Consider the following 13599-nt stretch of genomic DNA (forward strand, 5'->3'; position numbering starts at 1 on the left):
ACGGCAACGCCCTGAACTGCGCTTAGAAAGCGCCTGGGTAGGCCCCGCCATCGGCCAGCAGGTTCTGCCCATTGATGTAGCCGGCATGCACGCTGCACAGAAAGGCACAGATGGCACCAAACTCGCCCGCTTCGCCAAAGCGACCGGCGGGAATGCTGGCACGCTGGGCCTGGCGGACGTCTTCCAGCGTCTTGCCACTGCGCGCTGCAGTGCCGGCAAAGGTGGCCGCCAGGCGGTCGGTATTGAACTTGCCCGGCAGCAGATTGTTGATGGTGACCCCGCGCCCGGCCACTGCGCTGCGCGCCGCACCGGCGACAAAACCCGTCAGCCCGCTGCGCGCCCCATTCGACAAGCCCAGGATATCGATGGGCGCCTTGACCGCGCTCGACGTGATGTTGACGATGCGGCCAAAGCCGCGCGCCGCCATGCCATCGACGGTGGCGCGAATCAGGGCGATAGGCGTCAGCATGTTGGCGTCCAGCGCGGCGATCCATGCGTCCCGGTCCCAATCGCGAAAGTCGCCGGGCGGTGGACCACCGGCGTTGGTCACGACCATATCGAAATCGTGCCCCGGCCCGCCGGGCACCGAAAAAGCCGCCTCGCGCCCGGCTTCGGTGGTGATGTCTGCAGCCACGGTCAGCACCCGGATTTTTGGCCGATTTAGGCCTCTAGCGCTTGCTGCTCCATCGTTTACAGCTATCAGTTCAGAAGCAGCTGCAGCCAGAGCGGCTTCACCGCGTGCGTTGATGACCAGGTTCACGCCCTCGCGCGCCAGAGCCTGCGCGCAACCCAGCCCCAGCCCCTTGCTGGCACCGCATACCAACGCCCATTTGCCCGCAATACCCAAATCCATAACAATCGCCTCGCTTCGCCATGTTTGGCATCCAATGATCATACGGGGGGTCCACTTGATGAAACCAGGCCTTATTTCGCGCGCAGGGCTCGCCGCACTGCTGGCAGGCGCCGCTTGGGCGCTGCCCGCCCTTGCGCAGCAAGACGGCTCGGTCATTCAGCGCGCCACCGAGCTGCGCGATGCGCCCGGTACCAGCGGGACCAGTCTGGGCGCCCTGGCCGAGGGCAGTGCCGTCGAGCGCACAGGCGAGCGCAAGGGCTCGTGGATCAAGGTGCGTACGCCGCAGGCAGGCAGTGGCTGGGTGCACATGTTTGACGTGGGCACGCGCGCCAGCGCGGCACCAGCGGCCGGCAACGCCGCCACCAGCGGCCTGCGCAGCCTGGGCGGTCTGCTCAGCGGCGGCTCGGGCACCACCACCGCCACGTCTACCGTGGGTATCCGCGGCCTGGAGGCCGAGGACATCGCCAATGCCCAACCCAACCTCGCAGCGGTAAGCCAGGCGGAGCAGCTGCGCGTCAGCGCCGACCAGGCGCAGCGTTTTGCCAGCCGCGCCTCGCTGCGCACGCACCACGTGGCGGCACTGCCTGAGCCCGCACGCCCCGCTTCGCCCGGCGCGCCGGCGGGGGGCTTCAGCCCGATGAACGAAAACATCAGCCCCAATTGAAGGTGATCACCATGTTTGTGCTTTTGCCTTCCCGCGCCTTGCGCGGCGCTCGCCTTGTCACCGCCTGCACCGTTCTGGCGCTGGCACCGAACCTGGCCCCCGCCCAGAACGTCATGAACCTGCTCAACTCCCTGGGCAGCAGCGTCGGCGGCGGATCGTCGCCAGGCGGTTTGCTTGGCACGCTTTCGGGGAACACCGCCGCGCCTGCAGCCCAGGGCGACGATCTCATCAGCTTGCTCACGCGCTCGACCGAGATCATTGACGAAGCCAGCGAAATCAAAATTGGCCGCCAGCTCGCCGCCGTGCTGCTGGGCAGCAAACCGCTGCATCCCGATGCCCGGCTGCAGGCCTACGTCAACCGGCTGGGGCGCTGGATCAGCCTGCAATCCGAGCGCCCCAACCTGCCCTGGACTTTCGTGGTGCTGGACGACAACGGCTACAACGCCTTTGCCGCCCCAGGCGGCTATGTGTTCGTGACCAAGGGATTGATCGACCGCTGCGCCGACGAGTCCGAGCTGGCGGGCATCCTGGCGCACGAAATCACCCATGTCACGCAGCGCCACCACCTGCAGGCCATGCGCAAAACGGCGCAGTCGGGGCTGCTGACACAACTGGTGGCTTCGCAAATCAAGACCAATGCCGTGGGCAACCTGGTGGCGTCGCAGGTGCTGGCGCTGGGGCGCAATCTGTACGCGCGCGGTCTGGACCAGGGCGACGAGTTTGAAGCCGACCGCCGCGGTGTGGCGCTGGCAGCGAGCAGCGGCTTCGATCCGTTTGGCTTGCCTGCCGCGCTTCAGGTGCTGCGTGCGGCCGCACCGGGCAATCCCATGTTCACCTTGTCGCTGGCCACCCATCCACCGGCCGAACAGCGCCTGGACCAATTGCAACTGGCCATGGGCAACCGGCTCGATGGGCTCACGGGCACGGCTCCGGTGACGGTGGCGCAGCGCCTGCAAGGCTCGGGCGGCGCGGCCCCAGCTGCGGCTGCGGCGGCGGGTGCAGCGGCGGTGGCCGCACCTGCCGCTACCGCAGAAAAGACCAAGCGCAACCGCAAGAAGAAATAGCGCCGGTCAGCGGCGCCCGGCGGGCGCGGCGCGCGCCGGGCCCGAGGCGCGCGAAAACACAAAAATTCCCGCAATCACCAGGGCAGAGCCCAGCGCCACACCCGCAGTGAACGGCTCACCCAGCAGCCAGACGCCCATCAGAATGGTAGCCATCGGCCCGACCATGCCGGCTTGGGAGGCCGCGCTGGCACCGATGCGCTCAATGGCCATCATCACCATCAACACCGGCACGGCGGTGCACAGGGTGGCGTTGAGCACCGAGAGCCAGATCACTTCGGGCGCCACCAGCGCCGCGCTCCAGGGCCGCAGCAAGGCAAACTGGAGCAGGCACAGCACACAGGCCACGGAAGTGGCCAGGCCCACCAGACGCAGCGAACCCAGGCGCTGGACCATCTCGCCGCTGTAGACCAGATACGCGGCGTAGCTCGCGGCGCTGCCCAGCACCAGCAGCGCGCCCCAGGCGGCGTCCGGGCCTTGGTGCAGGGCCTCCTGACCAAAGACCAGCGCCACGCCGCAATAGCTCACCAGCATGCCGAGCATCTGGCCGCGCCGAACGCCCCGGCCATACACGGCCCAGCCCAGCAACAGCACCAGCGTCGGGCTGAGGTACTGAATCAGGCGCTCCAGGCTCGCCGTGATGTAGGCCAAGCCGGCGAAGTCGAGAAAACTTGCCAGGTAGTAGCCCGAAAACCCCAGGCCGAGCACCCCCAACCAGTCGCTGCGGGTCAGCGCTGCCTTGCCCCGGCTGGCCCACCACGCCATGGCGGCAAACAGAGGCAGAGCAAACAGCATGCGGTACATGATGAGCGTGACCGCATCGACGCCGTAGCGATACGCCAGCTTGACGATGATCGCCTTGCCACTGAAGGCCACCGCGCCCAGCAGCGCCAAGCTGAGGCCAATTGCTCTGTTTTTTGTAGCTGCTTGCGCAGCATCATCAAGCGCTGGAGGCACTTTTTTATTCAATTTTTCAAACGAGCCAGAAAGGCGGGGGGAATGCCAGCGACCGTGCGGCTGGCAGCGTCGACAAACACCACGCCCACCTTGCTGCGCGCCACCTCACGGCCGCTGCTGCGCTCGGTCATGCAAAAGACAAGATCAAAGCCGTATTTGTTGAAATCGCTGGGGAGCATTTGCACCCGCAGGGTCTCTCCGTGAAAACCCTCGGACTTGTATTGCGCCACGATATCGCCCACTACGATCGCCAGGCCTTCCACGCTCGACTCGCGGTAGCCGAGTGATTGGAAGAATCGCACCCGCGCTTCGGACACCAAGGTCAGCAGCTGGGCGTTGTCCAGGTGGCCGCCCTGGTTGACGTGGCTGATATAAATCTGCATGTCAGTTTCAAAGCTGAAACGCTCGGGAAGCTCAAAAACGATGCGTGGCATGTGAATAAAAATCAGAGCTTGGGGTGGAATACGCGTTGGTGCAGCTGGCGCAGCGACCACCACACCGACAGCGCCACCACCGGAATCGCCAGCGCCGCCGTGGTTTCGGGCGCCAGCGGCCAGCCAAGCTTTTGCCCGCCCTTGGCGAGGTAGCTCACCAGACCGACGATGTAGTAGGTAATGGCGGCCACCGACAGGCCCTCCACCGTCGATTGCATTTGCAACTGCAGGTCCTGGCGCCGGTTCATGCTGGCCAGGAGCTGCTGACTGCTTTGCTGCTGCTCGATCTCGACGCGGGTGCGCAGCAGGTTGCTGATGCGCGAGACGCGCTGGGAAAGCGCCTCCTGCCGCCGCGAGGCCCAGGCGCAGGTGCTGCGCGCCGGACTCAGGCGCCGCTCCATGAATTCGGCGATGGTCTGCATGCCCGCCAGGCGCGACTCGTGCAGGTCGGCAATGCGCCGGTCCACCAGCTCGAAGTAGGCGCTGCTGGCGGAAAAACGCGAGTGCGTGGCGGCAAACTGGCTCTCCACCTTGCCCGCCAGCCGGGTCAGGCGGTCCAGCAGTTCGGCTTCGGCGTTGTGGTCTGCCGTCCGTATGGCGTCGGCCAGTGAGGCCAGTTCGCGCTCGGCGCTGGCCAGAACGGTGGAGGCATCGCGCGCCGCCGGCAGACCCAGCAGTGCGGCCATGCGGTAGGTTTCAATCTCCAGGAGCTGCTGCACCAGCCGGCCCAGGCGCCGGGGCGTCATACCGCCGACGAGCAACACCATGCGGGCGCAGCCATCGGCGTGCAGCGCAAAGTCGGTATAGACCTCGCCGTGGCCGTGGGCGACGGTGGAGGCCACCAGCGTGTCTTCGTTGAGCACATGGCCCACCAGGCTGGTGTCGCCGAAATCGCTGTTTTCAAGCACCCACAGGTTCAGGCTGCACAGGCATTGGCCCGGCAGTGCGGCCAGCCAGTCGAGCGGAATGACGTTGGCCACACCCGTGGGCTCGCGCTCGCCAAAACCCTCGGTGCGCAGCGCCGTGGTGAAGGTCCAGGCGACAAATTCGGTGTGCAGTTCCCAGCGCACGCGAAACGCGCCCAGATCCATGCGCAGATGGGTGGTTTGCGCGTCGGGCAGGGGTGCATGGTGGTCGCGCAAGAGGCTGGCGAGGTGGGCCCGGCTGGCCTCGCGCATGTCTGCGTCGGCCAGCATCACGATGTGCAGGCAGGCCAGCGGCGCCTTGACGGCCTCGGGCGGGCGGGCATGCACTTCGTTGTGCAGCGCGGCGCGCTGAGGATGGTTGACAAGCTGCCTCACGGGTGCGGTGCGGGTGGAGAGATTCATGGGCTGCGAAAAGCGGGTGGTGTGGGCCGGTCACAGACCACGGTTGCGCTGACGATGGCGCAAGCGCGCGCTGCGCATTGTGCCGGTACTTAGTCAGGCGCCGTGTGGGCGCAGGCGCTGTGCGCCGCGTGGTCCAGGTGTTCGGCCAGCAGCGCGCGGGTGACGCCATTGGTCCAGCCAAAGCCGTCCTGCAACGGGTACTCGCCGCCGCCACCACCGTGCGAAGCGTCCGCATGGAGTTCGCGCAGGGCGTACTTTTCCACCAGCTTGCCCTCGGCCTGATAGACCTCGGCCACGGTGCTGAGCCAGCGGTGGGCGATGTCACGGGCCAGCTCGGCGTGGCCGTAATTTTGCAGGCCGCGAATGCCCATCCACTGCAGCGGCGCCCAGCCGTTGGGGCGGTCCCACTGCTGGTCGCTGCCACATTCGGTGGTGGCCAGGCCGCCAGGCGCCAGCAGGCGCGCGCGCACCGTGGCTGCCATGGCTGCGGCTTGGTCGGGTTCGGCCAGGCCGACAAAAAGCGGTGTCAGGCTGGCGGCGGTCAGGCAGCTGCGGCGCGCGCCCTTGCGCCAGTCGTAGTCGAAAAAGGCGCCCTGCCCGGCGTCCCAGCACAGCGCCAGCAAGGCTTGTCGGCGCGCTTCCGCCTGGGCGGCGTACTCGCTCGCCGCTGCGGCGTCGCCGGCGTCCTGGCACAGCCGGGCGAGCGTGGTTTCAAGCTTGTAGAGAAAGGCATTCAGATCGACCGGCAAAATCTCGGTGGTGCAGATGGCGGTCAACGAACGCGCCGAAGCCGCGCGCTGCGGTTGCTGCGCTGGGGCTTCGGGCGCAGGCGCGGGCGCGGCTATCTGGCTGAGCCAGCGGCTGCTGAAGTCCCAGCCCGACTCGGCGGCGGCGCGCAGGTTGCGGTAAACCTCCTGCGGCTCGCGCTGGCAGGCGCGCGCGGTGGCCACGTCTTCCAGCCAGGACTCTTCTCGCGGCGTATCCCGGTCGTCCCAGTAGCGGTTGAGCAGCGCGCCGCCGGGCAGGCGCACCACACGGCGTGAGGCTTGGGCCCTGGGGCGTTCATTCGCGTCCGACAGCTCGTGGGCACCGGCCATCCACCACGCGTACTCCTGCTGCAACTGGCTGCGGTGGTCTGCGGCCTGGGCCGCGCCGTGTTGCTCGGCGAGTTCCAACATCAGCACAAACAGCGGCGGCTGCGAGCGTCCCAGGTAGTAGCTGCGCGTACCGTTGGGCACATGGCCGTAGGTGTCGATCAGGTAGGCGAAATTGCACACCATGTCGGCCAGCAGATCGGTGCGGCCGCTTTCGGCAAGCCCCAGCATGGTGAAGTAGGAATCCCAGTAATACAGTTCACCAAAGCGCCCGCCCGGCACCACATAGGGCCGGGGCAATGGCAGGATCGATGCATTGGCTGGGTGCGTACTTGGGTGGCGCGTGAGCACCGGCCACAGCGCGTCGATGTGGGTGCACAGCGGCTGGCCGGGGACCGATTCGTACTCGGATTTGGGCGGCCGGGTGGCGCGAAAATGCGCGTGTACAAAGCCCGTCAGATCGAAGTTCGGCCGATGGTGCGCCTGGCGGTAGGCTTCCAGAATCGCGGCTGGATCCGAAAGCGGAACGCAATCGACAAAGGTCTTGCTGTCGTCAAACACGCCGCCGCTTTGCACCGCGACGAACAACTCCTGGTAGCGGTCTGCGGGAGAGAGAGCGTCGGGGCGCGCCGCAAGCGCCGCCTGTTGTTCGCGCTGCGTGCGCGAGCTGGTGCAATGCGGTGGCTGAGTGCCCATCACCATGCCCGGCGCCTCATCGCAGCTCCAGCGGCGGGGTGGCACTCAGCACTTCTTCCAGCGTGGTCAGGCCCTCGGCCACACGCAGCGCGCCGGCCAGGCGCAAGGGGCGCATGCCGTCCACCACGGCCTGTCGGCGCATCCCGGACAGCGAGGGCTCCTTGGTCAATTCGCGTTTGAACTTCTCGCTCACCGTGAGCAGTTCGTACAAGCCCATGCGGCCGCGAAAGCCGGTCATGCGGCAATCCACGCAGCCCACCGGTTTGAAGGGCCGGTAGTCGCCCGAGAGCTTCCAGGGCTTGACGGCCTCGGCCAGCGCCTCCTGCGAGGCGGCCTCGTCGGGCTCTTTGCACTGCTTGCACAGCGTTCGCACCAGGCGCTGGGCGAGCACGCCCAGCAGCGTGGCGTGAATCAGGTAGCTGGGAATGCCCAGCTCGACCAAGCGCGTGATGGCGCTGGGCGCATCGTTGGTGTGCAGCGTGGAAAACACCAGATGCCCGGTGAGCGCCGCCTGCACCGCCATGTCGGCGGTGGGCAAATCGCGGATTTCGCCCACCATGATGATGTCCGGGTCCTGGCGCATCAGGGCGCGCACGCCCTCGGCAAAGCTGAAATCGAGCTGGGGCTGGGCCTGCGTCTGGTTGAAGCTGGGCTCGATCATTTCGATCGGGTCTTCCACCGTGCTGACGTTGACCGCCTCGGTGGCCACGCGCTTGAGCGTGGAATACAGCGTGGTCGTCTTGCCCGAACCGGTGGGGCCGGTGACCAGTATGACGCCGTGCGGACGTTTGATGAGTTCTTCCCAGCGCTTGGCGTCGTGGGGCGTAAAGCCCAGGGCGTCCAGGTCTTTCACCGCCGTGTCGGGGTCGAAGATGCGCATCACCATCTTCTCGCCAAAGGCCGTGGGCAGCGTGGCCAGACGCATTTCGACTTCGTCGCCGCGCTGGTTGCGCGTCTTGATGCGGCCGTCCTGCGGCCGGCGCTTTTCCACCACGTCCATGCGACCCAGGAGCTTGACGCGCGCCACCATGGCGCTCATCACACCCAGCGGCATCTGGTAGACCGGGTGCAGCACGCCGTCGATGCGAAAACGGATCACGCCCTGCTCGCGCCGGGGCTCCAGGTGAATGTCGCTGGCGCGCTGATCAAAGGCGTACTGCCAGAGCCAGTCGACCACCCTGACGACGCCCTGGTCGTTGGCATCGAGCTGCTTGTTGCTCTTGCCCAGCTCGACCAGCTGCTCAAAGTTGCTGGTGGCCGATTGCCCGCCCGACTTTTGCGCCGCGCGCACCGATTTGGCCAGCGCAAAGAACTCGGCGGTGTAGCGGTGGATGTCCAGCGGATTGGCCAGCACGCGGCGCACCGACCGGCGCGCCTGGCGCTCGACCTCGCCCACCCAGTCGGTGATGAAGGGCTCGGCCGTGGCCACAACCACTTCCTTGAGACTCACTTGCACCGGCAGCACCTTGTGCCGCTCGGCGTAGGTGGCGCTCATGGTGTCTGCCACCTTGCCCACGTCCACCTTGAGCGGATCGATGCGCAGATAGTCGAGCCCAACGCGCTTGGCCAGATACTCGGTCAGCATTTCGATGTCGAGCGGCTTGCCGTCACTGGCGCGCGACATGGCCACGCTGTCGAGCCGCACCAACGGGTGCTGGCTGCTCTCAGCCTGCGAGCAGCGTGCGATGGTTCGCGCGGCTTCCTCTTCGCTGATGACGCCGTCCGTGCGCAGCCACTCGACAATGCGCAACCATTGCAGCGGGCCGATGGGGCGATCTGTCCTCGCGACGAGGGTGGCTGCGTGGACAGATGCGTGCGTGGATGCGTGCGTGGAGGTCATGGGCGTATTTTGCGGCAGGCTGGACGGGGCGTCTGGTTACAGCCGCACCGGCCGCAGCCCGCGCACCCAGCGCGCCGTGGGCAGGCCCCAGCGTGCCTGTACGTCGGCGCAGCGCTCGGCCTGCTCGCCGCGCTTGAAGCGCGTGGGCGTGCGCTGGGCCAGCACCACGGTGTTGCCTTCGCGCGTGGGCTTGAACGCCCAGAGCGCATCTTCGCCAAAGACCGAGGCCATCTTCTCCAGACTCTGCACGAAACTCGATGTGCGACCGAACAGATTGACCGTCATGATGCCGTCTTCGGTCAGCAGCGCGCGGCAGTCGGCGTACGCGGCTTCGCTATCGAGTACCGGGGCGGAGGCGTCGTCGTCGTACAAATCAACCGCCAGTGCGTCCACCGTGCCCTGCCACATCGCGTTTTTGATTTCCTCGCCCGCATCGGCGAGCACCACGCGCAGCTTGGGTCCGTCGGGCGGCAGCTTGAACCAGGCACGGCAGACCGCCAGCACCTGCGGGTTCAGCTCGATGGCCGTGGTGCACAGGCGCAGCTTCTTGTGGCAGAACTTGGTGATGGCGCCGGCGCCCAGGCCAAGCTGCATGGCATGGCGTTCGCGCACGCTGGCGGGGTCCACAAACAGCAGCCAGGCCATCATGCGCTGGATGTATTCCAGCTCCAGATCAAATGGCGCGGCGATGCGCATGGAGCCCTGAATCCAGGGCGTTCCCAGGTGCAGGTGGCGCACCTCGCCATCGTCGGAGACGCTGACTTCGGGGAGTTCGGCAGGGGCGGTAGAGCGGGATTTGGTGGAAACCATCAGCGAAAATAATAAATCAGATCAGGTCATAAGCAGCAAAGACAGCGTGCCAGGCCGCGCATTTGCGCTCAAAGCTCCAGGCGGCATGGGCCGGGCTGGTGGAAGGAAGGCGGTGGCTGGCAATCGGCGGGGCCTTGCCGCCCGCAAGCGCCACTTGCACCGCCGGCGCATGCCGCGCACTCTCGCCGCCATTGTGGGCGATGGCCGCCAGGTGCGGGCACTGCGCCGTGATGCTGGAAAAATCGTTGCGCTCACCGTGGCGGATGGCGGCGTCGAGACTGCCGCTGCGCTCGCAGGCGGCGTACACATCCCACAAACCCAGGCCGTGCGCCAGCAGCCAGGCGCAGCGCCCGACATAGTCGTGCGCGCCGGGCTGCGGGTGCTGGGGCCACAGGGCAGCCAGCAGCGGCCAGAACTGGTTGCGCGGGTAGGCGTAGTACTGCCGGGCGCGCAGCGACGCGGCGCTGGGGAAGCTGCCCAGCACCAGGAGCACGGTGTTTGGCCCCACCACCGGAGCCAGTCCGGTGTGTACCGCAGGCAGCGCGTAGGGGGGAAAATTTTTTGCTACAACATTCATAGCTTATTGCGCTTTATTCATAAGCGTTACAGGCCATTTTTTATCAAATTTTCGAGCTTCGGCAAGGCGGCTTGTGCATTGCGGCAGGTTTGCTGCGCCAAGGCCTCGGGCGTCTCGCCACGCAGCCCAGCCAGCAGTTCGGCGATACGCGGCAGTTCGCCCGGCTCGTTGCGCGCCTGGGCCTGGCCATCGGCCCGCTCGGCGGCGGTGCGGTAGAGCCAGTGCGGCGCAATATCGGGGGCATCGGTCTCCATCACGATGGCCTCGGGTGGCAGCGCCTGCGCCAAGCGGCGCACCTGCAGCGCGCGGTCAAAGGTGAGCGTTCCGCCAAAACCCAATTTGAATCCCATCGCAATGAACTGGCGCGCCTGCTGCTCGCTGCCATTGAAAGCGTGCGCAATGCCGCCCGGCACCGGCAGCTCGCGCAAGGCCTTGAGCACCCGGTCCACCGAGCGGCGCACATGCAGCAGCACCGGCAAATCAAAGCGCCGCGCCAGGCGCAGTTGCGCGCGCAGCAGCGCCTCCTGGTGCTCGGCGTCGAGTTCGGGAACGAAGTGGTCGAGGCCGATTTCGCCCACTGCCACCAGGGCTGGATCGCTCCGGCCCGCCTCCAGGGCGAATTCGAGCGCCTGCAGATCGGCCTCGCCCGCACCGGGCGAACACAGGGGGTGGATGCCCAGCGCATAGCTGTCGCCATAGCGGTGCGCCAGCGCGCGCACCGCGTCGAAGTTGTGCACGTCCACGGCCGGAATGACGATGTGGCCGACACCGCGCTCGTGGGCGCGCTGGCGCACGGCGTCTACATCGTGCGCGAACTCGCGCGCGTCCAGGTGGCAGTGGGTATCGATCCAGCGGGGCATCGCAAACATCATGCCGCAAGCGGCTGCGTGGGCGCCCTGAACGTGCTACCTTGGCGCATCCCCCGTGCGCCGGCTCTGGCAATCACCATGTTTCACGGCCTTCTTCATTCCCTTGGGCAGGCGCTGGCACGCTACCTGTCGCAGCCGCACAGCAGCATTCAGACCGGCATGCCCACCGATCGCAGAGCGCTCGCGCAGCAGCTGCGGCCGGGCGATGTGCTGCTAGTGGAAGGCAACAGCCGTGTCTCCACCGTCATCAAGTATTTCACGCAGTCCACCTGGTCGCATGCGGCGTTCTTTGTCGGTCCACAGCTGGGCGGATGCAACGCACTTGGCGAGCCGTATCTGCTGATCGAGGCCGACATGATCGACGGCGTCTGCAAGCGCCCTTTGTCGCACTACGCCACGTACCCGACGCGCATTTGCCGTCCCGTCGGCTTGAGCGCCACCGACCTGCAGCAAGTGCTGCTTGAGATCACCAGCAAGCTCGGTGCCCAATACGATCTGCGCAACGTGTTCGACCTGGCGCGCTACTTTTTGCCAGCCCTGCCAGTGCATGGGCATTGGCGACGGCGCCTGCTCGCGCTGGGCAGTGGCGACCCCACACGGGCGATTTGCTCCTCATTGATCGCCGAGGCCTTCCAGAGCGTCAACTACCCGGTGCTGCCGGCCATCACGGCGGAGTGCCATCAGGATGCGCAGCGCCTGCACGCAGTGATGGAGACGATCTACCACATCCGCAACAGACGCTTGTTTGTACCGCGCGACTTTGATGTCTCGCCCTATTTCGACATTGTCAAACCGGCACTGGCCGAAGGTTTCGACTTCCATCGCATGCACTGGGAGGCCGAGGACGTTTCGGTTTCTGTTCAGGCCTCGTCGCCTGCGGAAAGCGCAAGCAAGCGTTCGACCTGAGCCAACCACTCCTGCACGCTGACATGCCGTCCCCGCTCCAGGACCAGTTTGCCGTCCAGATAGAAGCGCAGCACCGGCAGGCTGAACACGCCTTGCTGGGCACAGACGCGGGGTGCCTCTGCGCAATCGACATAGGCCAACGCGACCTGCGGGAAATGCTGCGCCATCTCGCGCTCAAGGCGCGGACGCAGCACCTGGCAGACGCCGCAGTGGGCGCCGCCAAACAGCAGCATCGCTGCCGCAGCGTGGACATGTTTCTGTAGCGCTTGCTCGCAGGAGATGGCGTCCATCGCGCCCACCTCAGTGCGCAGCCGTCTTGGAAAACAGCTGAATGACCGCCACGCCCGCCACGATCAGCGCCATGCCGATACCGGCTGCCCAGTCGATGGACTGTTGGTACAGCACGTATCCCGCCAGGGTGATGAGCACGATGCCCAAGCCCGACCAGATGGCGTAGGCGACGCCGATGGGCATGGTCTTCAAGGTGAGCGACAGGCAATAGAACGCCGCGCCGTAGCCCAGCACCACGATGGTCGAGGGCAGCAGGCGCGTGAAGCCCGCGCTGGCCTTCAGCGCCGACGTGGCCACCACTTCGGCCACGATGGCGGTGCTCAGAATCCAGTAAACGCTCACGCCGCGCACCTCAAGCTGGGACGCCTGCGCCTTGCACCAGCCGCCCCGCCACCAGGCGCAGCACCCGGTCGCAGCGCGCGGCCAGGGTTTCGTCGTGCGTCACCATGACAAAGGCGGTGCCCTGCTCACGCGCCAGTTGCAGCATGTGCTGAAACACGCCTTCTGCCGTGCTGCGGTCGAGGTTGCCGGTGGGCTCGTCGGCCAGCACGCAGGCGGGCTTGGTGACCAGCGCGCGCGCAATTGCCACGCGCTGGCGCTCGCCGCCTGAGAGCTCGGCCGGGCGGTGCTGCACGCGCTCACGCAAACCCACCTGGGCCAGCATTTGCGCCGCCTGGTGCGTGCATTCCGCGTAGGGCAGGCGGCGGATGCGCAGCGGCATGGCGACGTTGTCGAGTGCGCTGAACTCGGGCAGCAGGTGGTGGAACTGGTAGACAAAGCCCAGGTGCTGGTTGCGCAATAGCCCCTGCTCAGCCGCGGAGCGCTGCGCCAGGTTCTGGCCCAGCAGTTGCACGCTGCCCGACGTGGGCGCATCGAGCGCGCCCATCAGGTGCAAGAGCGTGCTCTTGCCCGAGCCCGAGGCGCCAACGATGGCCAGGGTCTCGCCGGCATGCACGTCCAGATCAACACCTTGCAGCACGGTGACGTCCAGCCGTCCCTCGGTGAACCGCTTGGTCAGGCCGCGCACCTGCAAAACAACGTCATTTTTCACGGCACTCATCTCAGTTATCCATAGCATGACAGTGGCGCTCGCCAGGCCAGGGCAGCCGCGCAAGGGCCGCCCCGCCGCGCTGGCTGCGTCCCCCTGCCCGCATTGGGCAGCAATGCGAGAGCGGGGGCTGAGGGCTGCGGCTCCAGACCTGCCTGCGCAGGCCTGGAC

The 13599-nt window shown here is 66.6% G+C and carries 15 protein-coding genes; 3 read left to right on the forward strand and 12 right to left on the reverse strand.

Annotation, left to right across the window (positions count from 1 at the left end; all coding sequences use genetic code 11):
- Positions 1-22: 22 nt before the first annotated feature.
- A complete protein-coding gene (locus C6571_RS02145) occupies positions 23-853 on the reverse strand; it encodes an SDR family oxidoreductase (protein ID WP_106445232.1) in 831 nt (276 codons plus the stop codon).
- A 58-nt stretch (positions 854-911) separates the two neighbouring features.
- Between C6571_RS02145 and C6571_RS02150 the strand changes: the two genes are divergently transcribed.
- Positions 912-1517 carry an SH3 domain-containing protein gene (locus C6571_RS02150; RefSeq protein ID WP_106445233.1) on the forward strand — a complete coding sequence of 202 codons (606 nt, stop codon included), beginning with the start codon at positions 912-914 and terminating at the stop codon, positions 1515-1517.
- Positions 1518-1528: 11 nt separating this feature from the next.
- Positions 1529-2581, forward strand: a complete 1053-nt coding sequence (locus C6571_RS02155) for a M48 family metalloprotease (RefSeq protein ID WP_245901361.1) — start codon at positions 1529-1531, stop codon at positions 2579-2581.
- Positions 2582-2587: 6 nt separating this feature from the next.
- Here the strand turns inward: C6571_RS02155 and C6571_RS02160 are convergent, their stop codons facing one another.
- The 8 genes from C6571_RS02160 to C6571_RS02195 form a co-directional block, all read right to left on the reverse strand.
- Entirely contained in the window at positions 2588-3547 is a 960-nt protein-coding gene (locus tag C6571_RS02160) for a DMT family transporter (RefSeq protein WP_106445234.1), read from the reverse strand.
- Positions 3544-3969, reverse strand: a complete 426-nt coding sequence (locus C6571_RS02165) for an acyl-CoA thioesterase (protein WP_106445235.1) — start codon at positions 3967-3969, stop codon at positions 3544-3546. Before C6571_RS02165 ends, C6571_RS02160 begins: the two co-directional genes overlap by 4 nt.
- Before the next feature lie 11 nt (positions 3970-3980).
- Positions 3981-5297 (reverse strand): DUF3422 family protein, encoded by a 1317-nt coding sequence (locus C6571_RS02170; protein ID WP_106445236.1) that lies wholly within the window; start codon positions 5295-5297, stop codon positions 3981-3983.
- An 89-nt stretch (positions 5298-5386) separates the two neighbouring features.
- Positions 5387-7132, reverse strand: a complete 1746-nt coding sequence (treF, locus tag C6571_RS02175) for an alpha,alpha-trehalase TreF (protein ID WP_245901363.1) — start codon at positions 7130-7132, stop codon at positions 5387-5389.
- Positions 7104-8927 carry a type IV pilus assembly ATPase TfpB gene (gene tfpB / locus C6571_RS02180; protein WP_106445237.1) on the reverse strand — a complete coding sequence of 608 codons (1824 nt, stop codon included), beginning with the start codon at positions 8925-8927 and terminating at the stop codon, positions 7104-7106. Before tfpB ends, treF begins: the two co-directional genes overlap by 29 nt.
- Positions 8928-8963: 36 nt before the next feature.
- The gene (locus tag C6571_RS02185; protein ID WP_106445238.1) at positions 8964-9737 is read right to left on the reverse strand and encodes a class I SAM-dependent methyltransferase; all 774 of its coding nucleotides are present in this window, start codon (positions 9735-9737) and stop codon (positions 8964-8966) included.
- Positions 9738-9753: 16 nt separating this feature from the next.
- A complete protein-coding gene (locus tag C6571_RS02190) occupies positions 9754-10314 on the reverse strand; it encodes a DNA-deoxyinosine glycosylase (protein ID WP_106445239.1) in 561 nt (186 codons plus the stop codon).
- Positions 10315-10340: 26 nt separating this feature from the next.
- Complete coding sequence (locus tag C6571_RS02195) at positions 10341-11174, reverse strand: TatD family hydrolase (protein ID WP_211300689.1); 834 nt, start codon at positions 11172-11174, stop codon at positions 10341-10343.
- Between the two features lie 87 nt (positions 11175-11261).
- Between C6571_RS02195 and C6571_RS02200 the strand changes: the two genes are divergently transcribed.
- Positions 11262-12089, forward strand: coding sequence for a lipo-like protein (locus C6571_RS02200; RefSeq protein ID WP_106445241.1), 828 nt, complete (start codon positions 11262-11264; stop codon positions 12087-12089).
- Here C6571_RS02200 and C6571_RS02205 read toward each other — a convergent pair.
- The 3 genes from C6571_RS02205 to lolD are packed head-to-tail and all read right to left on the reverse strand — an operon-like array spanning position 12044 to position 13440.
- Positions 12044-12379: a thioredoxin family protein gene (locus C6571_RS02205; RefSeq protein WP_106445242.1), complete on the reverse strand. Its 336-nt coding sequence runs from the start codon at positions 12377-12379 to the stop codon at positions 12044-12046. The two genes, C6571_RS02200 and C6571_RS02205, sit on opposite strands and share 46 nt — an antisense overlap.
- Positions 12380-12389: 10 nt before the next feature.
- Positions 12390-12722: a DMT family transporter gene (locus C6571_RS02210; RefSeq protein ID WP_106447991.1), complete on the reverse strand. Its 333-nt coding sequence runs from the start codon at positions 12720-12722 to the stop codon at positions 12390-12392.
- A 10-nt stretch (positions 12723-12732) separates the two neighbouring features.
- A complete protein-coding gene (lolD, locus tag C6571_RS02215; RefSeq protein ID WP_106445243.1) occupies positions 12733-13440 on the reverse strand; it encodes a lipoprotein-releasing ABC transporter ATP-binding protein LolD in 708 nt (235 codons plus the stop codon).
- Positions 13441-13599 lie beyond the last annotated feature (159 nt).

It is taken from the genome of Simplicispira suum (genome assembly GCF_003008595.1).
In the GTDB taxonomy this organism is placed as follows: domain Bacteria; phylum Pseudomonadota; class Gammaproteobacteria; order Burkholderiales; family Burkholderiaceae_C; genus Simplicispira; species Simplicispira suum.

Bases quoted from the DNA above. Each gene is read 5' to 3' on its own strand.
- C6571_RS02200 (WP_106445241.1), top strand. From the start codon at position 11,262: ATGTTTCACGGCCTTCTTCATTCCCTTGGGCAGGCGCTGGCACGCTAC.
- C6571_RS02155 (WP_245901361.1), top strand. From the start codon at position 1,529: ATGTTTGTGCTTTTGCCTTCCCGCGCCTTGCGCGGCGCTCGCCTTGTC.
- C6571_RS02205 (WP_106445242.1), bottom strand. From the start codon at position 12,379: ATGGACGCCATCTCCTGCGAGCAAGCGCTACAGAAACATGTCCACGCT.
- C6571_RS02190 (WP_106445239.1), bottom strand. From the start codon at position 10,314: ATGAATGTTGTAGCAAAAAATTTTCCCCCCTACGCGCTGCCTGCGGTA.
- tfpB (WP_106445237.1), bottom strand. From the start codon at position 8,927: ATGACCTCCACGCACGCATCCACGCACGCATCTGTCCACGCAGCCACC.
- C6571_RS02195 (WP_211300689.1), bottom strand. From the start codon at position 11,174: ATGCCCCGCTGGATCGATACCCACTGCCACCTGGACGCGCGCGAGTTC.
- C6571_RS02150 (WP_106445233.1), top strand. From the start codon at position 912: ATGAAACCAGGCCTTATTTCGCGCGCAGGGCTCGCCGCACTGCTGGCA.
- C6571_RS02170 (WP_106445236.1), bottom strand. From the start codon at position 5,297: ATGAATCTCTCCACCCGCACCGCACCCGTGAGGCAGCTTGTCAACCAT.
- C6571_RS02185 (WP_106445238.1), bottom strand. From the start codon at position 9,737: ATGGTTTCCACCAAATCCCGCTCTACCGCCCCTGCCGAACTCCCCGAA.
- C6571_RS02165 (WP_106445235.1), bottom strand. From the start codon at position 3,969: ATGCCACGCATCGTTTTTGAGCTTCCCGAGCGTTTCAGCTTTGAAACT.
- C6571_RS02145 (WP_106445232.1), bottom strand. From the start codon at position 853: ATGGATTTGGGTATTGCGGGCAAATGGGCGTTGGTATGCGGTGCCAGC.
- lolD (WP_106445243.1), bottom strand. From the start codon at position 13,440: ATGAGTGCCGTGAAAAATGACGTTGTTTTGCAGGTGCGCGGCCTGACC.